The organism is Clavibacter sp., from assembly GCF_014802555.1.
GTDB lineage: Bacteria > Actinomycetota > Actinomycetes > Actinomycetales > Microbacteriaceae > Clavibacter > Clavibacter sepedonicus.
Genome location: NZ_JAAVCB010000017.1, coordinates 43,228 through 65,009 on the forward strand (window position 1 = coordinate 43,228; position 21,782 = coordinate 65,009).

A 21,782-nucleotide genomic window follows, 5' to 3' on the forward strand; every position below is an offset into this window, starting at 1 on the left:
GAAGCCGTCCAGGCCGGTCTGAGAGGGATGTCGTGCGCACACTGGTACTCAACGCGGGCTTCGAGCCGCTCGCCGTCGTGTCGTTCAAGCGGGCCCTGGTGCTCGTGCTGAGCGGCAAGGCCACCATGCTCGCCCAGGACGAGGAGCACCCGATCCTCGGGAACGGCGGCGCGTGGGGACGCCCGTCCGTGATCCTGCTCACGCGGTACGTGCGGATCCCGCACGCGCGCCGCGTGCCCGTCTCGCGCCGCGGGGTGCTGCGACGCGACGGGGGCCGGTGCGCGTACTGCGCCCGGAACGCGACCACCATCGACCACGTCCTCCCGCGCTCCCGCGGCGGCAAGGACACGTGGGAGAACCTCGTGGCCTGCTGCCTGTCGTGCAACAACCGCAAGAGCGACCGCACGCCCGAGGAGATGGGCTGGACGCTGCGCACGCCGCCGCGGGCGCCGCAGGGGAGCGGCTGGGTGGTCAGCGGGATGGAGCGGCCCGCGCCCGGATGGGACGAGTTCCTGGCGCCGGCGGCCTGATCGGGGCGGCCGGCCCCTCCGTAGGCTGAGGGGATGACCGCCGACGCTCGCGCATCCGACGCCCCCGACGACCCGTTCCTCTGGCTGGAGGAGATCCACGGCGACCGCGCTCTCGCGTGGGTCCGCGCCGAGAACGAGCGCACGCTCGGGCGGTCGCCGGAGGCATCCCGGGCCGGGCTCACGACCGAGCTGCTCGAGGTGCTCGAGTCCGACGAGCGGATCCCGTACGTGACCCGTCACGGGGAGCACCTCTACAACCTCTGGCGCGACGCCGAGCACGTCCAGGGGCTCTGGCGCCGCACGACGCTGGACGAGTACCAGGCGCCCGCGCCCGAGTGGGAGGTGCTGCTCGACCTGGACGCGCTGGGCGAGGCCGAGGGGATCCCCTGGCAGTTCTCCCGCGCGCAGCTGCTGTCGCCGGCGCGCGACCGGGCGCTCGTGTCGCTGTCGCCCGACGGCGGGGACGCGGTCGCGGTCCGCGAGCTCGACCTGACCACGGGGCGCTTCGTCGAGGGCGGCTTCGAGGTGCCGGTCGCGAAGACGATGGTGTCGTGGATCGACCGCGACACGGTCTTCGTCGGCACCGACTTCGGGCCGGGCAGCCTCACCGAGAGCTCGTACGCCCGGACCGCCCGCCGCTGGAGCCGCGGGCAGGCGCTGGCGGACGCGCCGGAGGTGCACGCGGTCGCACCCACCGACATGCTCGTGCACGTGACGCACGACCCCACGCCCGGATTCGAGCGCGACGTGGTGCGCGAGGTGCCCGACTTCTTCACGTCGCGCACGCTGCTGCTGACGGCCGCGGGCACGGTGTCGATCGAGGTGCCCGAGGACGTGGACGTCGACCTGCACCGCGAGTGGCTCGTGCTGCGACCGCGCACCGACATGGCGATGGGCGGCGTCGTGCACCCCGCGGGATCGCTGCTGGCGGCGCGCCTCGACGACTTCCTCGCCGGATCCCGTGAGCTCGCGGTGCTCTTCGCGCCGACCTCCTCGCGCAGCCTCGAGGACTGGGCCTGGACCGCGGGGCACCTCGTGCTGACGCTGCTCGAGGACGTGGCGAGCCGGATCCGCGTCCTGACCCCGCCGACCGCCGACGGATCGGGCGGCTGGCGCGAGGAGGACGTGCGCGTGGGGACGCCGTTCGCCTCCGTCTCCGTCGTCGCGACCGACCGCGACACCGACGAGTACTGGCTCGCCGTGACCGGGTTCCTCACGCCGCCGACGCTGCTGCACGGTGTGGTCGGCGAGGGCGCGCCACGACCCGTGAAGGAGCAGCCGGCCACGTTCGACGCCGAGGGGCTCGAGGTGCAGCAGCACTTCGCCGTCTCGGACGACGGCACGCGCTTGCCGTACTTCCAGGTGGGGCCGCGCGACCTGCCGCTCGACGGATCCGCGGCCACGCTGCTGTCCGGCTACGGCGGCTTCGAGAACAGCCTGCTGCCGTCGTACAGCGGCGTCAGGGGGCGCGGCTGGCTGGCGCGCGGCGGCGTGTACGTGCTTGCCAACATCCGCGGCGGCGGCGAGTACGGGCCGGCCTGGCACCGCGCTGCGCTGCGGAAGGACCGCCATCGCGCGTACGAGGACTTCGCGGCCGTCGCGCGCGACCTGGTGACCCGCGGCGTGACCGTGCCCGCTCGCCTCGGCTGCGAGGGCCGGAGCAACGGCGGGCTGCTGGTCGGCAACATGCTCACGACCTACCCGGAGCTGTTCGGCGCCGTGGTCTGCGGCGTGCCGCTGCTCGACATGCGGCGGTACACGCGGCTGTCGGCCGGGGCGTCGTGGATCGCCGAGTACGGGGACCCGGACGTGCCGTCCGACTGGGACTTCATCCGGACGTTCTCGCCGTACCACAACGTCCGCGCCGGGGTCGAGTACCCGCCGACGCTGGTCTACGCGGCCACGAGCGATGACCGCGTCGGCCCGGTGCAGGCCCGGAAGATGGTCGCGCTGCTGCACGAGACCGGGGTCGAGGACGCCTGGTACTACGAGAACACGGCGGGCGGCCACGGCGGATCCGCGGACAACCCCGCGACGGCGCGGCTGCAGTCGCTCATCCACGCGTTCCTCTGGGAGCGGCTCGGGGGCGTCGCGGCAGGCGGGTCGGTCGACGACGGCCGGGAGGCCTGACGGGCGGAGGTGCCGGCGGTCAGCCGTCGCGGCGGGCGGCGGGCCGGGCGCGCAGGCCGGACACGAGGTCGGTGAGCATCGCGGTCGGCTCCAGGCCCACCTCGCGGTCGAGGCGCGTGCGGTAGATCTCGTAGGCGCGGATGGCGTCGGACCGGTTGCCCGCGGCGACGTGCACGGCGATGAGGCAGCGCTGCGCGGTCTCGCGGAGCGGATCTACGTCGATCGCCCGACGTGCCGCCGCGGCCGCCTCGTGCAGGCGCGACCGGGCGAGGAGCGCCTGCGACTGGGCCTCGAGCGCGTTGACGCGCAGGTGCCGCCACTCCTCGGCCGCGGGCTCCAGCCAGGCGTCGAACCAGTCGGGCAGGAGGTCGGCGCTGAAGAGGGCGACCGCCGCAGGGGAGATGTCCGCGTCGTCCGGTTCCTCCTGCCTCGGCTCGAGCAGGCGGGCGGCCGTCGCGCGGGCGGTCCTGAGGTCGACGGCGACCGCGTCGTGCAGCACGAGCCCGCCGGGTGCCGAGCCGACGATCTCGCGACCCCCGTCGCCGAGGCGGGCGATGGCCGAGCGGAGGCTCGACGCGGCGCGGCCGTCCAGCGCATCGGGCCACAGCTGGCTGGCGAGGGTGCTCCGGTCTGCGGGGCGGGCGCGGATCGCGAGCGCGGCGATGAGCCGCCTGGTGCCGTCGGAGAGGGCGGCTCCGGCCGGATCGGGCCCGGTCGAGGCGGATGCCGCATCGGCGCCCAGGCCCGCGACGCGGAAGCCGCCGAGCACGTCGACGCGGATCACGACGGCGCTACGGCGTGAGCCGCGGGGCCGGCGGGAGGGCGGGCGGAGGCGGGTGGGAGGCGCGCCGGGCGGAAGGATCCGCCGTCGTCTCGCTCATGCATCCTGCACCCCCCATCGCGGCCACCGTATCCGTTGGGACGCGAAAGCCCACCATGGGAGTGCTTTTGGGGCTACGCGTGACGGAGAGCCCGACGACGCGTCGTCGGGCTCTTCGTCATGCGATCCGCTGGGCGGCTACCGCTGGGCGGCTACCGCTGGGCGGACCGGCGTCGGGCGTTCCATCCCATCCCGAGCGCACCCAGGACCAGGGCGGCGAGGCCCCAGCCGATGGTGGGCGTGGGGTCGTAGCCCGTCACCGGCAGCGATCCGCCGGGCGTCGTGCCGCCGGGGACGATCGGGGCCGCGGTGGTGCTGGTCGGTCGGGGCGTCCCGGCGGTCGGCGTGGGCGTGCCCGCGGTCGGGGTCGGCGTGCCGACCGTCGGCGTGGGCGTCGGGGCCGTGGCGGTGGGCGTCGGGACGGTCGGCGTCGGGGTCGGCGCGGTGGCAGTCGGCGTCCGGACCGTCGGGGTGGGCGTCGGCGCCGTCGGCGTCGGGGTCGGCGCGGTGGGCGTCGGGGTGGGCGCCGTGGGCGTGGGCGTCGGAGCCGTTGCGGTGGGCGTGGGGACCGTCGGGGTGGGCGTCGGTGCCGTGGGCGTCGGGGTCGGCGCGGTGGGCGTCGGCGTCGGGACCGTCGGGGTGGGGGTGGGCGCCGTCGGGGTGGGCGTCGGCACCGTGGGCGTCGGAGCGGGCGTGGTGGGCTCGACCGTGGGGGTCGCGGTGGGCGTCGCTGTCGCCGTCGGAGTCGGCGTCACGACCGCGGTGACGAAGTTGCTGATGTTCGTGGCGCAGGTGACGGTCGCGCCGCCGCCGCCGCCGCCGTTGCCGGAGCCGTTGCACTGCGTGACGTCGGCGCCCGTCGTGTCGGAGACGGGCGAGCAGGCGGTGCCGCCCGCGGCGCCGTCGGTCGCGGAGCCGATGCACTGGTTCACCGTGGCGGGCGTGGTTGTGCTCTCGCCGACGATGTTGTTGGTGATGTCGACGTTGCAGATGACATTGCTGCCGCCGCCGTTGGCGACGCCGTTGCACTGCTCGACGGCGGTGATGATGATCCCGTCGCGCTGCGACACGGTGGTGTTGCAGAGGGGGGGCCGCTCCCGCGGCGCCGGCGCATACGCGGGTGGTGACCGTCGAGGATCCCGTCTGCGAGGCGACGTTCAATTCGTTGACGACCGTCACGTCGCATTCGACCTGGTCGCCTCCGCCGTTCGGGGTGTCGTTGCACTGGGACGTGGTCGTGGGGGAGACGGCGGCGGATGCGGACTGCACCTGCCCGGTCATGCCGACGACGGCGACGAGCGCGATGAGCGCAGCTCCCGCGGAGGCGAGGACGCGCGCCCGGATGCGGCGTCCCGGACGGCGGGCGGGAATTGTGGTCTCGGGTGATGCGAGGTGTTTCGGCACGGTGCTCCTTCTTCCCGGCAAGCGTGCTCGCGCCCCCGCGACCGACCCGCGACACGGGCGTGACGCGCGCGTGACACCCGGCGCGCCGCGCGCCCCCCGCCCCGTTATTCCGGGGCTGCGTAATTCATTACGGGGCACCCGTGGGACGACGAAGAGGGCCGATCCGCTGGCGGATCGGCCCTCTTCGCACGTGCTGCGCGCGATGCGCGCGTCGTGTCGCCTACTTGTTGGCGCGGTACTCCTCGAGCAGGTCGGCGGAGATGCGGCCGCGCTCGGAGACCTTGTGGCCGTGCTCGCGCAGCCACTCGCGGGCGGCACCGAGGTCCTCCTTGGGGGCGCTGGAGGAGGAGCGGCGCGTGCCGGTCGAACGGCCGGTGGATGCACGGCCGACGCGGCGGGCGCGGTCGACGTACGTGTCGAGCGCCTCGCGGAGCTTCGCGGCGTTGGCGTCGCTGAGATCGATCTCGTAATTCACGCCGTCGAGCGCGAACGGGACGGTCTCGCCCTTTCCCTCTTCGATGACGACGCCGTCGATGTCGTCGACGAGCGTGGTGACAACCTTGCGAGCCACGTCTGTTCCTCTCATTGCAGATGATGCATCAGATGATGCGACGGGGGCCACGATACCTGTTCCGTCCGCAAAATCCGACATCGTCCGTGAATCGGCGACGGAATTGTCCGACAATCCACGGGCAGGTCGTCTCCTGATACGTCCGCGCGCCCTCATCGCGCGCATTCCGTCTCGTCCGACGGGTGTCGGCGGCGCTGTTTCCGGAGCGTGCGGGCGACCACGGTCGGCATATCGCGACGGAATGCGGCGCCGTCTCCTCACCTAAGGAATTGGAGGGGCGCACCACGGATCAAGGCGCGCACATGCGGGAGGGCCCGCGGAGACGTGCTCCGCGGGCCCCCCCTCGGGTGCTGATCCGGACGGGATCAGTAGTACTCGCCGTGGCGGTAGTCCCACGACGGGAACGACCGGGCGAGCGCCGACATGATGACGTCCACCGCGAGACCGCGGCGGATGAGCGTCGGGTTCGGGGTGACCGAGCGCTCGCCGCGCTGCTCGGGGATGAGCGCGCCGGACGCGTCGACCATGGACACCATGACTCCCTGCTCGTGGCGGCTCGTCTCGTCGAGGCCCGGCTGGATGGAGGCGACGTAGTCGTCTGCCGCCACGATGACGTCGGCCTGCTGCTCGATGCGCTCCCCGATGCCCTCGACGCGCCCGCGGTTGCCCTTGCCCGACGGGTTGGCGGAGCTCGCGAACGACAGGCGGCCGCTCGCCCACAGGCGCTCGGCGAGCTGCTCGGCGGGGCGGCCGAAGCGGATCACGAAGCAGCTCGTGCCGCGGCGGTCCATCGCGAGCTCGCCCGCGACCTCGTCGGGGATGAGGTGCTTCGCGTCCTCGCGCCACGGGAGGATGCAGCCGAGGAGCACGTCGGCGTCCCAGTGCTCCTGGTAGAAGGCGAGGATCTCGTCGTTCAGCACCGCGAGCTGCTCCAGCTGCTCGATGCTCGTGCAGAGCACCACGCCCGGCTTGTCGCGGTTGCGCTGCTTGGCGTCGAACTTGCGCTCGAGGCCGACGCCGTCGGTCGTCATGAGGATGTAGCCGACCTTCGTGGCGGCGACCACGAGGCCGCCTGGCGCCTCGAGGGCCTGGGCCGCGCGCTCGTCGAGCGTGCCATCCCAGGGGATCATGCGGGTGGTGTCGGTCATGTGGGCGTGCCTCTCGTGCGTGTCGTGGTGGATCCGCCGGGGCGCACCTGCGTCGGGCCGGGGTGCGCCTGGCCGCGCGTGCGGCGGGAGAGCGGTGGTCTCGACGGTAGGCGCGGTGGCCGGGCGGAGCGGGCGAGCGTCCACATGGGGCGCGGTCGTCGCCTCGAACGGGGGCTCCTGGCAGCGGGGGCGGCTGCCTAGCCTGAGGGGATGAGCGCTGCCGCCGGCTGGTACGACGACCAGGATCCCCGCTACGTCCGCTGGTGGGACGGCGCGCAGTGGACCGAGCACGTGCAGCCGAAGCCCGAGGTCACCCCGACGGAGCCGGAGCCGGTGCCGGTCGCGCCCGCCGCGCCGCCCGTCGACCGCCTCTCGAAGCGCGAGGCCCGGGAGCGCGCGGCGGCCGCTGAGGCGCACATCGCCCAGCTGGAGGACCTGGTCCGGCGGCACGGCATGCGCGAGTACGCCGAGGTGGACGACTACCGCCAGCGTGCCGAGGCGGAGGCCGAGGCCGCCCGGCGGACCGGTGCCGAGGCCGCGTCCGCGCTGGTCGCGGCGGCGCGCGAGGAGCGCGATCGGATGCTGGCGGAGGCCGGGGCCGAGCGCCGACGGGCGGAGGCCGATGCGGGAGCGGTGCGCGACCGTGCCGAGGCGGACGCCCGAGCGGCGCGCCTGCGGGCCGAGGCCGAACTCCACGCCGTGGACGAGGCCGTGCACGAGCGGATCGAGACCCGTCGCGCCCTCGACGCCGAGCTCGCAGCGGCCCGCGCCGAGCTCGTCGACGTGACCACGACGGCGGAGCTGCAGGGCGTCGGCCTGTTCGACTACGACCATCCGGCGGAGTCCTCAGCCGAGCTCGCGTCGCGCCTGGAGGCGCTGCGGTACACGATCAAGAACGCGGTCCGGGACAAGCGGGCCGTGACCGCCACGTCCGGGTTCACGTTCAACGGGTCCGAGGCGCAGGGGCGGCGGTTCGTGAGTGACATGTCGAAGGTGCTGCTGCGCGCCTACAACGCCGAGGCGGAGAACGCCGTGAAGGCGACGAAGGCGGGCAACCTGCACGTCGCGCAGAACCGGCTGACCAAGGCGGCGGAGCAGATCGCCCGGAGCGGCACGATGATCGACCTGCGCATCGAGGACGGGTACCACGAGCTGCGTCTCGAGGAGCTGCAGCTCGCGAGCGCGCACCTGCGCGTGCTGCAGGCCGAGAAGGAGATGGAGCGCGAGCGCCGGGCGGAGCTCCGCGAGCAGGCGAAGGCGTCCGCCGAGCTGCAGGCCGAGCACGACCGCCTCGACAAGGAGCGCGCCCACTACGCCGCGACCCTGGCGGCGCTGGAGAACAAGGGCGACCTCGAGGGCGCGGCGCGCATGCGGGACCGGATCGAGGACGTCGACCGCGCGCTCGTGGAGGTGGACTACCGGGCGGCGAACGTGCGCGCCGGATACGTCTACGTGATCTCCAACGTCGGGGCGTTCGGGGAGCGCATGGTGAAGATCGGCATGACCCGGCGGCTCGAGCCGATGGACCGGGTGGTCGAGCTCGGCGACGCGTCCGTGCCGTTCCGCTTCGACGTCCACGCGCTGTTCTTCGCCGACGACGCGGTGGGTGTCGAGGCCATGTTGCACCGGACCTTCGCGGACCACCGCGTGAACCGGATCAACCTCCGACGCGAGTTCTTCTACGTCACGCCCGACGAGGTGCTCGACGCCCTGAAGGCGCACGCGGTGGAGATCGTCGAGTTCGCCCTGCACCCGGCGGCCGAGGAGTATCGCGCCAGCCGCGCGCTCGACGGGGCGGAGGCTGTGCCGGCCTCCTGACGCCCGGCCCTACGCGCCCGCCGCCAGCACCGTGCGGCAGGCGAGGTGCAGGGCGAGGCGCGTCTTTGCGTCCTGGAGGTCGACCTGCAGGATGCGCTGCACGCGCTGGATCCGCTCGGCCACCGCCGCGACCGCGATGTCCGTGGTCGTGAGGGTGTCGCCGCCGAAGACGAGGGCGCGGCGGCCGAGCTCGTAGCCGACCGAGTCGGGGCCGACCAGGTCGCCGTCGCCGCGCACCAGGGATCCGCCGCCGATGCCGATGGAGAGCACGTCCGGCATGCGGAAGTTCGTGCGGACGCCGGCCACGCTGATCTCCGCAGTGGCCTCCCGCGGGAACCCGCCGGCGAGCACGCCCACGTCGCTCGTGGTGCCGCCGATGTCGACGACCGCGCACGTGCCGAGTCCGGAGAGCAGGGCGGCGCCGCGCATCGAATTGGTGGGGCCGCTGGCGAAGGTCGCGACCGGGTAGCGGCGCGCGAAGTCCACGCCCATGAGCGTGCCGTCGTTCTGTGACAGGTAGAGGGGAGCGGTGATCCCGTGCCCACGCACCGCGCGCTCGAGCCCGCCCACGATCTGGTCGGCCAGCTCGCGCAGCGGCGCATTGATGATCGTCGCGTTCTCGCGCTCCAGCAGGCCGATGCGGCCGATCTCGTGCGAGAGCGAGATCGCGACGTCCGGCCCCAGCTCGGCGGCGAGCACCGCGGCCGCCTCCACCTCGAACTCGCTGTTCACGGGCGCGAAGACGCTGGAGATCGCCACGGACCGGAGCCTGCGCGCGGCGATGTCGGCCGCGTGCCGCTTGAGCTCGTCGTGGTCGAGCGGCGCGATGACCCGCCCGTCGAACTCGTGGCCGCCGTGCGCGAGGTAGCCCGTGCCGCGCACCGCGGCCACGAGCTCCTCGGGCCAGTCGACGAAGGGCGGCAGCGAGGCGGTGGCCGGCAGCGCGAGCCGCACGGCCGCCGTGGGTGCCAGCCGCCTGGCCTCGACGAGCGCGTTGATGAAGTGGGTCGTGCCGATCATGACCGCGTCGATGCCAGCGGGATCGAACGGGTGCTGCCGGTCGAGCTCCGCGAGCGCGCCGACGATGCCGCTCGTCACGTCCTGCGTGGTCGAGGACTTGATGCCGACGACCACGCGGTCGCCGTCCATGAGCACGGCGTCCGTGTTGGTGCCGCCGACGTCGATGCCGATCCTCATCGGGTCGCCACCTTCCCCGCGGTCGCCGCATCCGGCGCCGCGACGCCGGGGGCGGGCTGCGCCACCGCCTCGGTGCACACCTCCCCGACGCCGCGGATCAACCCGGCCTTGCCGAGCACCGCGTAGAGCACGAAGGCCGTGATGACGGCGTTGAGGCTGCCGAGGCCGAAGGTGGCGAAGTAGCCGACGAGCGCCGAGACGACCCAGATCGCGAGGCTCACGGGGACCCAGCGCGGTGCGCTGGCCGGCAGCGCGCCGTTCTCGCGCGACGCGTCGAGCGCCGGCCGCCAGTTCTTCACGACGAAGTACTCGGCGATCATGATCCCCACGATGGGCGGGAACGCCACGCCCAGCAGGGTGAGGAACGCGGTGAACTGCCCGAGGATCCCGGCCGCCGCGAGCACGCCGACCACGACCGTGACGAGCGCCCGGTTCACGCGCCGCCCGAACACCGTGTCGATGAAGTTCACGATCCCGAGGCCCGACGAGTAGAGGTTCCAGTCGTTGATCTTGATGGTGCCCAGCAGGATCACGAGCACGCCCACCCAGCCGACCGACGACAGGATGATGGCCGACACGTCGGCCGTGCGCACAGCGTGCGCGAGCAGCACGCCGGACAGGCCCGTGAGGTACTCGCCGACCGTGATGCTCACGATCGTCTGCTTCACGACGTCCGCGGCCGACCGGTTGTAGCGCGTCTGGTCGGGCGAGATGAGCGCGCCGACGATGAATCCGCCGGCCACGATCGACGCGCCCGCGATGATCGACATCTGCGGCCCCGGAGCCGACTGCGTCACGAGCTCCGAGATGTCGTGCTTCTGCAGCTCGATGACGACGGCCCAGCCGACCAGCAGCAGGAAGAGGGGCACGGCGACGTTCGCGACCCACTGCATCCCGTGGAAGCCGAGCATCACGACCGCGGTGATGATGAGGCCGAACGCGAGCGACCAGGCCCACACCGGGAGCCACGGCATGATCGAGTTGAGGCCCGACGCGGAGACGCCCGACTGGATCCCGAACCAGCCGATGAGGCTGATGCCGACGGCCAGGCCGATGAGCGCCGACCCGTTGTGCCCGAAGCCCGTCCAGCGCGACAGCACCGAGGTGTTGAGACCCTCGCGCATCCCGATGAGACCGGTGAAGATGCAGACGACCTCGAGGATCACGGCGCCGATGGTGATCGCCCAGAAGGCGTCCCAGAAGCTCATGCTGAAGCCGAGCGTGGCGGCGACGACGAAGGCGCTCAGCGCCGAGAGCTGGCCGACCCGCTGCGTGGCGATCGGGAACCAGTGGTAGCGCGCCTCCTGCGGGACCCGCGCGAGTGCGTAGTCGTCGGGTGCGGTGGATGCCATGGAGTCTCCTCGGGTGTGGCGACGGGGTGCCACAGCGTAGGGATCCGCACGCCGAGGGCGCCATGTGCAGAGTGCCGTGTCGGGGGTGTGAAGCGGGGCGGTGTGCTGATTGAGGGGGGGGCAGGGGCGAGGTCGCCGTTGAGGGCGGGCAACCTGTGCAATGTGTGCTTTTCGCACGGCTGTTCTTCGGCATCCTGCTACGCGAGCAGGGCAGCGGTGTCCGCAGGCGGGAGGAATTGGCAGATGAACAGTGGCAGGCGGACGAGAGCGCGCTTGGTTGCGGGCGCCGTCGTCACGACGATCAGCGTGACGGCTTCGGCGGCCCTGATGGCGACTCCGACCCCTCATGCGACCGGTGCGGCGCGGTCGCACCTTTGTCCCATCGACGACGACTGCGCTTCTCGGCACCAGCACCAAGGCGGTCAGTGCGTCCCGAGCGACGTCTGATGCTCAGGACGATCAACTTGGTCAGATGCTGTCGCTTCTGGAGTCCCTCCCCGAGGATCTGAAGCAGGCCGACCCTCGGACGACTCCGAACTACGCTGACAGGCTTGACGCCGAGATCAAGGCGCGAAGCGGCGGTGCCTACGAGGGCTCGAGCGTTGCCTCTGACAGCCCTGTCCTCAGTACAGCTCTCTTCGCACGGGACTCGGGAGGCCCTCGCGCGTCCACGACTGGCCCGCGCATCGAACTGGCCGTCAACTGGGTCGCTTGTGCGACTGACATCGTCGGGCTGATCGTGCAATATGGCGTTCCCGTCGGGAAGGTCATCGGCTGGATCAAGGATGCACGCGCCATCTACGGCTCTGTCCGCGCCATCGCGGCCGCCATCAGGCGAGGCGACTTCGGTGTGACCGAGGGAGAAGACGCCGCTCAGGTGCTGGAGGGTCTTCTGGGCATCGACGGTGTCATCGCGGATTGCTTCACATGAATCTGGAGGGCAGCCAAATGGGCAACGAACGAGCACGCAACTCAGAGACGTGGGAACCGCCCGGGTTCGGTGCCGCGATGTCCGGACACCTACTGTTCGGGGTCCTCAAAGCGCCGGGGGTCCTACTGGCCCTATGGCTTCTCACGACATTCTTTTTCGACGCCGACGTGAGCTTCGGCGGCATGGTCGCCGGCGTGGCGGCGGCGACCATCGCGGCGGGACTGGTCGAGGTCCTGGTCGAGGACCGTTTCTCACGCGCACGTCGGCTGTCGTCGCCGGGTGGGTGGGATTTCGCCCTCGTGCCGGCGCTCGCCGCCCTCCCGCCAATAGTCCTCTTGGGCTGGTCGGTGACCGGGGCACTCGCCGGCGGCCTTGCCCTCGCCGGGGCGTGGGCGCTCGTCGAGGCCGTGGAGATCGCGTGGCTGCGTCCGTGGGAGCCCGGCATGACCCAGGCGGAGCACGATGCGAAGTGGGTCGAGCTCCAGGAGATGACGAAGGAGACCTTCGCCGACGATGTCGAGGAGATCCGCCGCCGCGCAGGGGAGCGGAGTATGCAGAGGTACCGGGATGCGATCGAGCGGAAGCGGCGCCAGGCGGGAGGCGACGAGCCCGGCGGTTGCTGACGCTTCCGTGACAGCCGATGCTTCGCCCGAGATGGGCGCATTAGCATTTTGAGCATGGTGCCCGCGTGCTCATCTCGACGCAGTAGCGGGCAAGGGCGGGAACCGCTGGGCAGCATGCCGAATCGGCCACCCGTTCTCGCCGACCGACCGGGCATGCCGATGGCTTGGCCGCCTGAGCGAACGGGGCATCGGCGCGAGTCATCAGTACCTCCGTGGGAGAGCCGTGTGTGGTGGTCAACATCGCTTCTCAAGCCTTCGTGAATCGCTCGCCGTGCTCGCCACCTCATGAGGAAGCACAACTGGCTGTCGACCGATTCGCCTCTGCGACAGAAATCGGCGGATCGATCGTGCGGTACGGCGTTCCGATCGGCAGGGTTATCGGCTCGAACGAGGACGCGAGATCTTCCTTCGACGGCGGGCATCGAGCGAGCCATCGCTGACTGCTTCGGGTGATCGGTATGAGGAGAAGGGCACGGGCATGACAGACGAACGACCGCGGAACCCCCACTCCTGGGAGCCTCCGGGTCTGTGGGCGCCCCTGTCGGGGCATCTCGTCCTCGGGGTCATCAAGGCACCGTTCGTCCTCGGGCTTCTCTGGGTCGCCACACTCCTCCCTGCCGTTCCGTCGACGGGTGTCGGGGACCTGGTGGCGCTCGCGGCCGTAGCCGTCGGTGTCGGAGCGCTGATCGAGGTCCTGGTCGAGGATCCCTTCGCCCGGCGGCGGAACCTCTCGTCGCCGGGCGGGTGGGACTTCGCGCTGGTGCCCCCGTTGGTCGCGCTGCTCGGAGTCGTGGCCCTCGGTTGGCTCATGAGCGGCTCGCTCGTCATGGGCGGCGGTAGGAGCGGCGTGGGAGCTGGCATCCGCGGTCGGGATCGCCATCGGTCGCTCGTGGGAGCCCGGGATGACCCAGGACGAGTTCGACAGGAAGTACGTCGAGCTGAAGAACATGACCCGCGAGACCTTCGCGCCCGATGTGGAGGAGATCCGCCGCCGCGCCGGGGAACGGACCATGCAGAAGTACCGCGACGCCATCGAGCGGAAGCGGCGGGAGGCGGAGAGGGACGGGGACCCGCGCTGATGCCGTGCACCGGCGTGGAACTGCTCAGAGGCCGCGCGAGCCCCACGCCTCCGCGAGCAGCTCGTAGGAGCGGACCCGGGCGGCGTGATCGTGGGCGGTCGTCGTGATCAGCAGCTCGTCTGCGGCCGTGACGCGCCGGAGCGTCTCCAGCTTCCGGGTGACCGTTGCGGGATCCGCGACGATGTGCGTGTCGAGGCGGTCCTGCACCTGCGCGAGCGCGGCGGCCTCGTCGTCCGGTGCCGGGTAGGGGATCGCCCCGCAGCCCGAGCGGATGGAGAGCACCCAGCGCGCGAACCCGGAGGCGAGGCGCCGGCCCTCCGCATCGGTGCCGGCCACGAGCACGCCGGCCGAGACGATCACGTGCGGGGCCGCGACCACGCCGGGCACGAAGTGCTCGCGATACACCGCGACGGCATCGAGGACGCCCCACGGCGTCGAGTGGTAGTCGGCGCCGAAGGGCAGGCCGCGGGATCCGGCGACGCGGGCACTCTCGCCGGCCGACGACTACCGCGCGTGGCCGATCGCCTCCGTGCGGACGGCCAGGTCCACGCTGTCGCGGGCCGCCTGGGCGGACGACGACCCGGCGGAGACGGGGACCAGGTCGAGGACGGAGAGGGGGACGGGAGGGGAGACGGATGCACTCATCGGCGTCTGCTTCCACGGTGTCGAGGGTCCGGCTCCGCGTGCCGCGGTTCTCGTCGCGCAGGTCCCGGGCTCCTCTCGGCGGTGATGCCGATCCGGTGCGGCCGCGCGGACTACTCATTCTCGGGTGCGGCGATGGAGCCCGAGCAGGCCGTCCACCGCGAGGAGCCGCGCTGCGGCCGCGATCACGAACCGCGAGGGAGAAGGCGCTGCATGTGCTCGCATAGCGCGGGATCGATCACGTGCACGAAGGTCCCGCGGATGCCCCGCGTCATGAGCACCGCGTAGACGTTGCTGATGAGCAGGCGCAGGTCGTCGTCGGAGAAGGTGATGCCGAGCGTCGGGTTGTTCTCCTGGCCCTTCTTGTCGAAGTAGGAGTCCCGATCCATGAACAGGCGGCCGGCCTCGGGGTCGTAGCGGAGGTCCGGGCCGATGATCACGCCGGCGTAGTTGAGGTCGTATCCCTGCACGGTGTGGATCGACCCCACTTCCTCCAGTGCATTCGCCGACGCGATCCAGTCGCGCTGGGTGCTGTTCCATCGCGCACGGTACGCACCGATCTCGATGTCGAAGGCGTGGGGGTCCTTCCTCGACACCCACTCCCACGCGAAGCCCGCGACCATGCGCGCGAGCCCGTGCTCCCGATCGCGGTCGCGGATGGCCGCGTGCATGTCACCGACATCGTCGAACATGCGGAGCTCGTAGTCGCCGAGAGCGTCCGCGGTCAGCGGCTTCTCCGGACGCGGACTCGGCGTCGCGCCGAGGACGCGGCGGATGTACCCGATGTAATCCGTCCCCGCTCTCACGCGCATCTGCGACATGAGCGGCTGCCAGCGCCGATCGCGTCGCGCCTCCGCGATGACGCCGTCGATGGTGGACGCGCCGAGGTCGGCGGGCCTGACGCTCTGCGCGGGATCGATCATGAGGATCTGGTGGATGCTCTTCGCCCGGATCCAGTCGAGCTGCGTCCTCTGCTTGTCGTCTTCCCCGAAGAGGGCGACCGTGATGTCCTCGAACTTGCGGTTCAGCGGGCCCGACGCCTGGTTCGCCCGGCGGTTCAGGCGATGCGCCTCATCGACGATCAGGAGGTCGAAGCGTCCGGCGCTCTCGCCGACCTGGAAGGGCGTCAGGACCTCGACGCCCTGCAATCCGGGGGTCCGGGTGAAGACCTTCTTCACGCTCTCGCGCAGGGACTGCTGCGGGATGACGAACCCGGTCCTCATCCCCTGGAGCGCGTCGCGATTCTCGCCGAGGAAGAAGTCGGCGAACAGGGAATCACTGTCGAGCACGTCGTCGACCGGGAGCCGACCGATGTCCGCGATCAGCTTGAGCAGGTAGATCCCCACCACGGTCTTGCCGGTGCCGGGCTCGCCCTGGATCACCGTCGTGCTCTCCTTGCCCGCCTGCCGGTCCGTCACCAGACTCTCGAGGACCTGCTCCAGCGCGACCTCCTGGTCGGGCGAGAGCGCCTTGAACGGGGACAGCTTGAAGAGGTCGTCGTTCTCGATCTCCGCGATGGAGCGCTGGAACAGCCCCTCGGATCTCAGCTTCTCGAAGACGCGCTCGAACTCCGCGGTGTAGGTGACGCGGTCGTAGTAGTCCGCGTTCGTGATCCCGATGTTGCGATTCAGGACGGTATACGCGCCGTCGCCGGAGAAGAGGTTGATGAGCCGCGACTCGAAGTCGAGGCACACGGACTTGTTGAAGTTCTCGCCGACGATCACCCGGGCGGTCGCCAGATGTCCGCGCGCGTCGGACTTGAGATGTTGGGCGAGGCGCGCGGCGGCCCGCAGCGATTCCCCCACGTAGAGGTCGTCGCGCACGCGACCTCTCGCCCGCTGACCGGAGGGCGGACCGTCGAGGACGTAGACCACGGGCCAGTTCGAGTTGCGCGGATGCTCCGCTCCCCACCGCGCGACCGCATCGCCGGAGAGCGCGACGCGACGGACGTCAAAGTGCGTCATACCGGGTGCTGCGGCCGCGCGCTCTGTCGACGGGGTACTTGGCCTGCGTGACGGCCAGCTTGTCCTGCACGATCTCGTCGGGATCGAGGCCGAGTCGTTCGGCGAGGAGCAGGCAGTACGTGAGGACGTCGGCCAGCTCGGCCTTCACCTGCTCCGGGTCGCCGTCCGCATCCCACTGGTAGCACTCGAGCAGCTCGCCCGCCTCGATCGCGATGCTCTTCGCGAGGTTCTCCGGCGTGTGGAACTGCGCCCAGTCCCGCTCGGCGACGAACGCGGCGAGCTCCTCGCGCACGTCTCGGCTGGCCATGCGGTCACGGTAGCAGTCGGCCACCCGACCCGAAATGGGGGCACCGGCATCTCCATGAGCACGCGTCGACATCCGTATCGTCGGCATCACCGAGACGAGGGAGTCCCCGTGGAATTCGCCGAACGACTGGCCGCCCTGGCCCTGAAGGTCCGCAACCAGCGCGAGGCCATCCAGACGGAGGAGGCGACGAAGAACGCGTTCATCATGCCGTTCATCTCGACGATCCTCGGATACGACGTCTTCAACCCGCTCGAGGTGGTCCCGGAGTTCACGGCGGACCTCGGCCTCAAGAAGGGCGAGAAGATCGACTACGCGATCATGCGCGACGGCGAGGTGCAGATCCTCATCGAGTGCAAGAAGTCGACGGAGCCGCTCAAGATCGAGCACGCCTCGCAGCTCTTCCGCTACTTCGCCGTCACCAACGCGCGCATCGCGGTGCTCACGAACGGTGAGGTCTACCACTTTTACACGGACCTCGACGCGCCGAACCGGATGGACGAGAAGCCGTTCCTGGTGCTCGACCTCGCGGACATCGACGAGACGCTGCTGCCCGAGCTGATGAAGCTCACCAAGGACGTGTTCGACCTCGACTCGATCATCAGCGCCGCGGGCGAGCTCAAGTACGTCGGGGCGTTGAAGCGGGCGATCGCCGCCGAGTTCCGCGAGCCGACCCCGGAATGGGTGAAGCTCCTCACCCGCCGCGTGTACGAGGGATCCTTCACGGAGAAGGTCCGCGAGCAGTTCACGACGCTCGTGGGAAAGGCCTCGAAGCAGTACCTCAACGAGCAAGTGAACGACCGTCTGAAGACGGCTCTGGGGGCGCCCGCGTTCCCGTCGGCGCCGACCGCGCCGTCGGCCGACGCGATCACGAGCGAGGAGGTCGTCGAGGCCGACCTCGACCGGGACACCGAGATCGAGACCACCCTGGAGGAGCTCGAGGGCTACCAGATCGTCAAGGCGATCACGTGCAGCGAGGTGAAGCCGCAGCGCGTCGTCCACCGCGACGCCAAGTCGTACCTCGCGATCCTCCTCGACGACAACAACCGCAAGCCCATCGCCCGCCTCCACTTCAACGGCAAGAAGCAGAAGTACCTCGGGCTCTTCGACGCGCACAAGGTCGAGACGCGGCACCCGATCGGATCGCTCGACGAGATCTACGCGCACGCGGACACCATCCGCGAGGCGATCCGGGTCCACGCGGGGGACGCGGTCGTCGCGTAGTACGAGGCGCCGACCGGGACGGATGGGCTGCGCCGCACCTCACCTCACCGCACCTCGTCGTGGAGACGAGGGCGGCTCGACGGACCGGCCGAACCGAGCCCGCTCCGATCAGCTCTGGCTCCGGGCCCGTGCACCATGCCTGGTCACCGTCCGCGTCCTCCGGGCGCATCACGGTGACCGGCGCCCCGCCCGAGCCGTGTCGCGGCTGGCGTCGCACGTCGGATGATCGCCGCCGGCGGTCCGGTGGGGCGTGTCCGCGGAGGTGGCGAGTCCCCTGCGCTCGCCGTCGCGGGGCCGTCTTCGGTTGGTCCATCTGTGCTTCCCGCGCGCGCGCGCCCGCTGACGTCACGGCAACCGATCTCGTTCCGTCCCCGGGGAGATCGTGCGGATGGGGCAGGTCGCTTCGGAGAGCCGACGCATCGCCCCGGGTGGAATCGCGCGCGGCTTCGATCCGCTCCTCCTGCTCCTCGCGTCTCTCGACGGGCGTCACGGCTGCTGCCTCGACGCTGTCCAGCAGCGCGTTCGGATCCGTTCCGTCGGCATGAGAGGGGATGCCCGCGGCGCCGATGAAGGCGACTCCTCCTACCAGGACGCCGCCCAGCACCCGGCGGCCCTTCACGTTCGCTCGGTCGCCTCGAACGTCACGGCCACGCGACCCTGGAGGGCGGCGATGAGGCGGTAGGCCTCGTCCATCAGGAAGCGCTCGAACGACTGCCCGGTGCGCGCCACGCCCTCCTCGATCGCGGCGCGGTCGGCCTCGTCCGCGAGGGCCTCGTCGCGCGTCGCCTCCGCGATCTCCCCGAGCGTGCGTCGGCCGTCGGCTTTGGTGAGGAACCTGGCGCCATACTCGGTCAGCTCGAACGGCTCGTCGGATCCCGAGCTGAAGCGGTATCCGTCGTCGAGCACCTCATCGAGGATGATGTCCACGCGCGGCACGGGTATGACGTCCAGGGCCAAGAGAGGTGCGTCGTCGCCGATGAGGGCGACGATGCCGAGCTTCGCGTACCCCACGAGGAGACGGCGCTCCTGCTCGTCGAGATCCTGGTCGGACAGGGTCGGGTCGATCGACCGCAGCAGCTGGGCCGTCTCCGGCGCGAGCGTGTGGTGCCTGGTCTTCGACGTGAGCGGATCCAGCAGTGCGAGGTTCGGCTTGCCCTCGAATTCGCCGATGTACCCGAGCGGGACGACGTGCATGGGTCCTCCTTCTCTGTCGTGGGCCTGCTCCGATGCGTCGCGCATGCTCAGGCGCGCACCCCGGCTGGCGATGCTACCGACGGCGCGGTGCGGCTCGCCGGAGCTCTGCCCCGCGGTCCTCCCGCGACGTGGGCGACGCCTACGCCGACGGCGCCGCGAACCGGAACCGGACACCGGCGGGCCGTCCGGAATGGCCGCGATGCAGGTCCCCACGCCGAGGCTCGACAGGTCCCAGTCCTCGACCACCGCCCCTGTGATGACCTCCTCGCGGAGTCCCGACCCGCGCACGGACGCGTCGAAGCGCGTCAGCTTGCGGTTCGCGCCGAAGCGGTCGCCGACGAAGCGTCGCGAGTCCCCGTCGTAGAGGCGGAACGCGAACACGGATCCGAACGCCGACAGCACCGACGCGGCCATCTCCGGCCCGTACATCTCCTGCACCTGCTTGACGTTCTGGGTGCCGACGATGAACCGCAGCCCGAGCGACCGGCCGAAGTTCACGCCGTCGGAGAGGTGCGTCAGCTCGGGGAGCAGCGCGAACTCGTCGAGCACGAAGAACACGCGCCCGCCCGCGCGGCGTCGGGACATGGCCTCCTTCATCGCGACGTCGAGCATGGTCGTGAACACCGGTGCGAGCGTGCTGCCCGAGGCGATGTCGTACTCGAGGAAGAGCGCCCGCGCGCCCTTCGCGCGGAGGAAGGCGCGGATGGAGAAGTCGCCCGGCCGCCCGAACGACGAGCGGAACGACTCCTGGATCACCTGCTGCATGAACGCCATCGTCGCCATGGTCGAGTTCGACCCCTCCTTGGCGATGTAGTGCCGCGCGCCGCGGAGGTCGGCGTTCTCTGGACGGTCCAGCAGCGCGTGCATCTCGGACGTGCCCATGCCGCCGACGATCATGCGGATGTCGCAGTTCGACCGCTCCTCGGATTCCCGGTACATCGCGGTGACGAGGGCCGTGAACACGTCGCGCGCCGCGTTGGCGAAGTAGGCGTTGTCGCCGGCGTCGGCAATGAGACGCGAGAACAGGCCACTGCACATCTCGAAGATCTCGTCCTCCGGCAGGCGGCCCGGGGGCAGCGCGCGGAACTCCTCGAACAGGTTCCACGACACCTGCCCCGCGAACTCGTCGGCGAGCGTGGCCGCGATGACCGCGTCACCCGGCCGGTGGAACGTCTCGTGGTAGTCGCCCTTCGTGTCGAACACGACCATCACGTCGTCGGCGGTCATGCTCGCGCGCACGGAGGCGACGAGCGCGGAGATGCCCACGGTCTTCCCCGTGCCGATGCCGCCGAGGTAGAGCACGTGCCGGCCGGCCATCGCGTCGTCGAACCCGATGCTCGTGCCGTCGACGCCGTGGACCCCGAACTCCGCCGGCCGTGGACCGAGATGTCCCGCGCAGTCCCGCAGTGCCATGCCCGAGACCACCTCCTCCGAGTAGGGCATCACCACTCCGGGCGCACGGATGCGGGGAGCGTGAGAGGCAGCACGGCGCTCACGCCCGTTCCCCGGCGGTCGCTTCGAACGTGATCGCCTCTCGTCCGCGCAGGGCGGCGATGAAGCGGTAGACCTCGTCCTCGATGTACTCGTCGAACGTCTGCTGCAGCTCCACCTCGCCGACGCGGATCGCGGCCCTGTCCTCCTCATCCGCGAGCGCCTCCTGCTTGACGGCCAGAGCGATCTCTCCGAGAGTCGTCCTGCCATCGACCCGGGACATGAGGCGCGCGCCGTATTCACTGAGCTCGAAGGGCTCGTCGACCTCGGAGGTGAAGCGGTAGCCGTCTTCGAGGATGGCGTCGAGGATCACGTCGTATCGAGGGGCCGGGATGATCGGCAGCTCGGACAGCGGCGCTCCGTCCTCGACGAGCGCGACCATCCGGAGTCCGGCGCAGATTTGGAGGAGGCGACGCTCTTCCGGTGTGAACACGCGGCCGGTCTCGGTGGGGTCGAGGGAGAGCAGCAGCTCGAGCGCCTCCGGCGTGAGGTCGTAGCTCGCGGCCTTCCGCGTGAGGGGATCCTGGACCGCCATGTTGTGGCGGCCATCGAATTCGGCGATGTGGCCGAGCTGCACGACGCGCATGTCGTTCATCCTCTCGAGGGTGCTGTGGGTGAGATGCCCTGCGTGCTCATTCGCCGGACTCGCCCGCCGGGGAGAGTCTGCCTGTCTCCGCGTGACCCGGACTCGGCTCCTCCACGGCCACGGGGATCGTGTGCGGCTCGAACGAGACCGCCTCGTTCCCGCGGAGGGCCCGGATGAACCGATACGCCTCGGCTTCGAGGAACTCGCCGAATGACGCACCCGACTCCCGCTCCATCTCCTCGACGGCGGGCCGCTCCTCCACGCGGTCGAGGGCTTCCTGGTGGACAGCGGAGACGATCTCCGCGAGGCTCCGCTCGCTGTCGGCCATCCCGAGGAATCGGGTGCTGTGCTCGCTCAGCTCGAATTTCTCGCCGAGCGTCGACGTCAGCTGGTAGCCGCTGTCTGTCATCCCGACGAAGCTGATGTCGGCACGCGGGACCGGGATGAACGTGAGCTCGTCGACGGAGTCGTGGTCGCTGGTGAGGGCCACGATGCCCAGGCGCGCGAAGCCGCGGAGGTAGTGCCACTCCTCCGGCGTGAAGTCGTGCACCGTCTCGGTCGGGTCGAGTGACTGCAGCAGCTCGAACATGGGGTGCTCGAGCCGGTATCCCTTCCTCTCCCTGGTGCGCGGATCCTGGAGGGTGACGTTGGGCGCGCCGTCCACCTCACTGAGATATCCGAGTTGCACGACGTGCATGTCGTCCTCCTTCTCGC

20 protein-coding genes and 2 pseudogenes are annotated in these 21,782 nt (G+C 70.9%); 7 read left to right on the forward strand and 15 right to left on the reverse strand.

Going from position 1 to position 21,782, the window contains the following annotated elements:
• Positions 1–32: 32 nt before the first annotated feature.
• Both HDR73_RS01945 and HDR73_RS01950 read left to right on the forward strand, forming a co-directional pair.
• Positions 33–530, forward strand: a complete 498-nt coding sequence (locus HDR73_RS01945; protein ID WP_012039154.1) for an HNH endonuclease — start codon at positions 33–35, stop codon at positions 528–530.
• Between the two features lie 33 nt (positions 531–563).
• Positions 564–2,660 (forward strand): prolyl oligopeptidase family serine peptidase, encoded by a 2,097-nt coding sequence (locus HDR73_RS01950; RefSeq protein WP_012300005.1) that lies wholly within the window; start codon positions 564–566, stop codon positions 2,658–2,660.
• A gap of 19 nt (positions 2,661–2,679) precedes the next feature.
• Here HDR73_RS01950 and HDR73_RS01955 read toward each other — a convergent pair whose 3' ends face one another.
• The 5 genes and pseudogenes from HDR73_RS01955 to HDR73_RS01970 form a co-directional block, all read right to left on the reverse strand.
• Positions 2,680–3,444: an AfsR/SARP family transcriptional regulator gene (locus HDR73_RS01955; protein ID WP_012300006.1), complete on the reverse strand. Its 765-nt coding sequence runs from the start codon at positions 3,442–3,444 to the stop codon at positions 2,680–2,682.
• Positions 3,445–3,692: 248 nt separating this feature from the next.
• Positions 3,693–4,613: pseudogene (locus tag HDR73_RS01960) on the reverse strand (hypothetical protein); the annotation flags it as partial.
• Positions 4,614–4,638: 25 nt separating this feature from the next.
• Positions 4,639–4,821 (reverse strand): annotated as a pseudogene (locus HDR73_RS16670) (hypothetical protein); the annotation flags it as partial.
• 343 nt (positions 4,822–5,164) lie between these two features.
• Positions 5,165–5,515, reverse strand: a complete 351-nt coding sequence (locus HDR73_RS01965; protein ID WP_012300007.1) for a histone-like nucleoid-structuring protein Lsr2 — start codon at positions 5,513–5,515, stop codon at positions 5,165–5,167.
• Positions 5,516–5,880: 365 nt separating this feature from the next.
• The gene (locus HDR73_RS01970) at positions 5,881–6,663 is read right to left on the reverse strand and encodes an L-threonylcarbamoyladenylate synthase (RefSeq protein WP_012300008.1); all 783 of its coding nucleotides are present in this window, start codon (positions 6,661–6,663) and stop codon (positions 5,881–5,883) included.
• Positions 6,664–6,873: 210 nt separating this feature from the next.
• Here HDR73_RS01970 and HDR73_RS01975 point away from each other — a divergent pair, with 210 nt between their 5' ends.
• Entirely contained in the window at positions 6,874–8,481 is a 1,608-nt protein-coding gene (locus tag HDR73_RS01975) for an SNIPE associated domain-containing protein (protein WP_012300009.1), read from the forward strand.
• Between the two features lie 9 nt (positions 8,482–8,490).
• Here HDR73_RS01975 and HDR73_RS01980 read toward each other — a convergent pair whose 3' ends face one another.
• Together HDR73_RS01980 and HDR73_RS01985 are read right to left on the reverse strand one after the other, a co-directional pair.
• Positions 8,491–9,678, reverse strand: a complete 1,188-nt coding sequence (locus HDR73_RS01980; RefSeq protein WP_012300010.1) for a hydantoinase/oxoprolinase N-terminal domain-containing protein — start codon at positions 9,676–9,678, stop codon at positions 8,491–8,493.
• Positions 9,675–11,030: a purine-cytosine permease family protein gene (locus tag HDR73_RS01985; protein ID WP_012300011.1), complete on the reverse strand. Its 1,356-nt coding sequence runs from the start codon at positions 11,028–11,030 to the stop codon at positions 9,675–9,677. Before HDR73_RS01985 ends, HDR73_RS01980 begins: the two co-directional genes overlap by 4 nt.
• A 472-nt stretch (positions 11,031–11,502) precedes the next feature.
• Here HDR73_RS01985 and HDR73_RS01990 point away from each other — a divergent pair, with 472 nt between their 5' ends.
• Positions 11,503–11,961 (forward strand): hypothetical protein, encoded by a 459-nt coding sequence (locus tag HDR73_RS01990; protein WP_012300012.1) that lies wholly within the window; start codon positions 11,503–11,505, stop codon positions 11,959–11,961.
• Positions 11,958–12,584, forward strand: coding sequence for a hypothetical protein (locus HDR73_RS01995; protein WP_012300013.1), 627 nt, complete (start codon positions 11,958–11,960; stop codon positions 12,582–12,584). The genes HDR73_RS01990 and HDR73_RS01995 overlap by 4 nt, the downstream gene beginning before the upstream one ends.
• A gap of 283 nt (positions 12,585–12,867) precedes the next feature.
• Here HDR73_RS01995 and HDR73_RS02000 read toward each other — a convergent pair whose 3' ends face one another.
• Positions 12,868–13,464, reverse strand: a complete 597-nt coding sequence (locus HDR73_RS02000) for a hypothetical protein (RefSeq protein ID WP_223842666.1) — start codon at positions 13,462–13,464, stop codon at positions 12,868–12,870.
• 22 nt (positions 13,465–13,486) lie between these two features.
• Here HDR73_RS02000 and HDR73_RS02005 point away from each other — a divergent pair, with 22 nt between their 5' ends.
• Positions 13,487–13,663, forward strand: a complete 177-nt coding sequence (locus tag HDR73_RS02005) for a hypothetical protein (RefSeq protein ID WP_012300014.1) — start codon at positions 13,487–13,489, stop codon at positions 13,661–13,663.
• Between the two features lie 24 nt (positions 13,664–13,687).
• Here the strand turns inward: HDR73_RS02005 and HDR73_RS02010 are convergent, their stop codons facing one another.
• The 4 genes from HDR73_RS02010 to HDR73_RS02025 form a co-directional block, all read right to left on the reverse strand.
• Complete coding sequence (locus tag HDR73_RS02010) at positions 13,688–14,068, reverse strand: LLM class oxidoreductase (protein WP_049791952.1); 381 nt, start codon at positions 14,066–14,068, stop codon at positions 13,688–13,690.
• A 99-nt stretch (positions 14,069–14,167) separates the two neighbouring features.
• Complete coding sequence (locus tag HDR73_RS02015) at positions 14,168–14,308, reverse strand: hypothetical protein (protein WP_158309446.1); 141 nt, start codon at positions 14,306–14,308, stop codon at positions 14,168–14,170.
• Between the two features lie 182 nt (positions 14,309–14,490).
• The gene (locus HDR73_RS02020) at positions 14,491–16,269 is read right to left on the reverse strand and encodes a DUF2075 domain-containing protein (protein ID WP_012300015.1); all 1,779 of its coding nucleotides are present in this window, start codon (positions 16,267–16,269) and stop codon (positions 14,491–14,493) included.
• Positions 16,256–16,576, reverse strand: coding sequence for a nucleotide pyrophosphohydrolase (locus tag HDR73_RS02025; RefSeq protein ID WP_041465081.1), 321 nt, complete (start codon positions 16,574–16,576; stop codon positions 16,256–16,258). The genes HDR73_RS02020 and HDR73_RS02025 overlap by 14 nt, the downstream gene beginning before the upstream one ends.
• Positions 16,577–16,684: 108 nt before the next feature.
• On the opposite strand from HDR73_RS02025, the gene HDR73_RS02030 reads away from it, so the two are divergent.
• Positions 16,685–17,797 carry a type I restriction endonuclease gene (locus tag HDR73_RS02030; RefSeq protein ID WP_012300017.1) on the forward strand — a complete coding sequence of 371 codons (1,113 nt, stop codon included), beginning with the start codon at positions 16,685–16,687 and terminating at the stop codon, positions 17,795–17,797.
• A gap of 615 nt (positions 17,798–18,412) precedes the next feature.
• Here the strand turns inward: HDR73_RS02030 and HDR73_RS02035 are convergent.
• Genes HDR73_RS02035 through HDR73_RS02045 form a run of 3 tightly spaced genes read right to left on the reverse strand, consistent with a single transcriptional unit; the run spans position 18,413 to position 21,765 of the window.
• The gene (locus tag HDR73_RS02035; protein ID WP_041464718.1) at positions 18,413–20,434 is read right to left on the reverse strand and encodes a type IV secretory system conjugative DNA transfer family protein; all 2,022 of its coding nucleotides are present in this window, start codon (positions 20,432–20,434) and stop codon (positions 18,413–18,415) included.
• A 49-nt stretch (positions 20,435–20,483) separates the two neighbouring features.
• Complete coding sequence (locus HDR73_RS02040) at positions 20,484–21,077, reverse strand: PqqD family protein (protein ID WP_012300019.1); 594 nt, start codon at positions 21,075–21,077, stop codon at positions 20,484–20,486.
• Between the two features lie 37 nt (positions 21,078–21,114).
• Positions 21,115–21,765: a hypothetical protein gene (locus HDR73_RS02045; RefSeq protein ID WP_287136202.1), complete on the reverse strand. Its 651-nt coding sequence runs from the start codon at positions 21,763–21,765 to the stop codon at positions 21,115–21,117.
• Positions 21,766–21,782: the final 17 nt, after the last annotated feature.

Excerpts from the sequence above, each read along its gene's own strand:
- HDR73_RS01950 (WP_012300005.1), top strand. The coding sequence starts at position 564 with ATGACCGCCGACGCTCGCGCATCCGACGCCCCCGACGACCCGTTCCTC.
- HDR73_RS01970 (WP_012300008.1), bottom strand. The coding sequence starts at position 6,663 with ATGACCGACACCACCCGCATGATCCCCTGGGATGGCACGCTCGACGAG.
- HDR73_RS01975 (WP_012300009.1), top strand. The coding sequence starts at position 6,874 with ATGAGCGCTGCCGCCGGCTGGTACGACGACCAGGATCCCCGCTACGTC.
- HDR73_RS01980 (WP_012300010.1), bottom strand. The coding sequence starts at position 9,678 with ATGAGGATCGGCATCGACGTCGGCGGCACCAACACGGACGCCGTGCTC.
- HDR73_RS01985 (WP_012300011.1), bottom strand. The coding sequence starts at position 11,030 with ATGGCATCCACCGCACCCGACGACTACGCACTCGCGCGGGTCCCGCAG.
- HDR73_RS01990 (WP_012300012.1), top strand. The coding sequence starts at position 11,503 with ATGCTGTCGCTTCTGGAGTCCCTCCCCGAGGATCTGAAGCAGGCCGAC.
- HDR73_RS01995 (WP_012300013.1), top strand. The coding sequence starts at position 11,958 with ATGAATCTGGAGGGCAGCCAAATGGGCAACGAACGAGCACGCAACTCA.
- HDR73_RS02000 (WP_223842666.1), bottom strand. The coding sequence starts at position 13,464 with ATGGCGATCCCGACCGCGGATGCCAGCTCCCACGCCGCTCCTACCGCC.
- HDR73_RS02005 (WP_012300014.1), top strand. The coding sequence starts at position 13,487 with ATGACCCAGGACGAGTTCGACAGGAAGTACGTCGAGCTGAAGAACATG.
- HDR73_RS02015 (WP_158309446.1), bottom strand. The coding sequence starts at position 14,308 with ATGAGTGCATCCGTCTCCCCTCCCGTCCCCCTCTCCGTCCTCGACCTG.
- HDR73_RS02020 (WP_012300015.1), bottom strand. The coding sequence starts at position 16,269 with ATGACGCACTTTGACGTCCGTCGCGTCGCGCTCTCCGGCGATGCGGTC.
- HDR73_RS02025 (WP_041465081.1), bottom strand. The coding sequence starts at position 16,576 with ATGGCCAGCCGAGACGTGCGCGAGGAGCTCGCCGCGTTCGTCGCCGAG.
- HDR73_RS02035 (WP_041464718.1), bottom strand. The coding sequence starts at position 20,434 with ATGCCCTACTCGGAGGAGGTGGTCTCGGGCATGGCACTGCGGGACTGC.
- HDR73_RS02040 (WP_012300019.1), bottom strand. The coding sequence starts at position 21,077 with ATGAACGACATGCGCGTCGTGCAGCTCGGCCACATCGCCGAATTCGAT.
- HDR73_RS02045 (WP_287136202.1), bottom strand. The coding sequence starts at position 21,765 with ATGCACGTCGTGCAACTCGGATATCTCAGTGAGGTGGACGGCGCGCCC.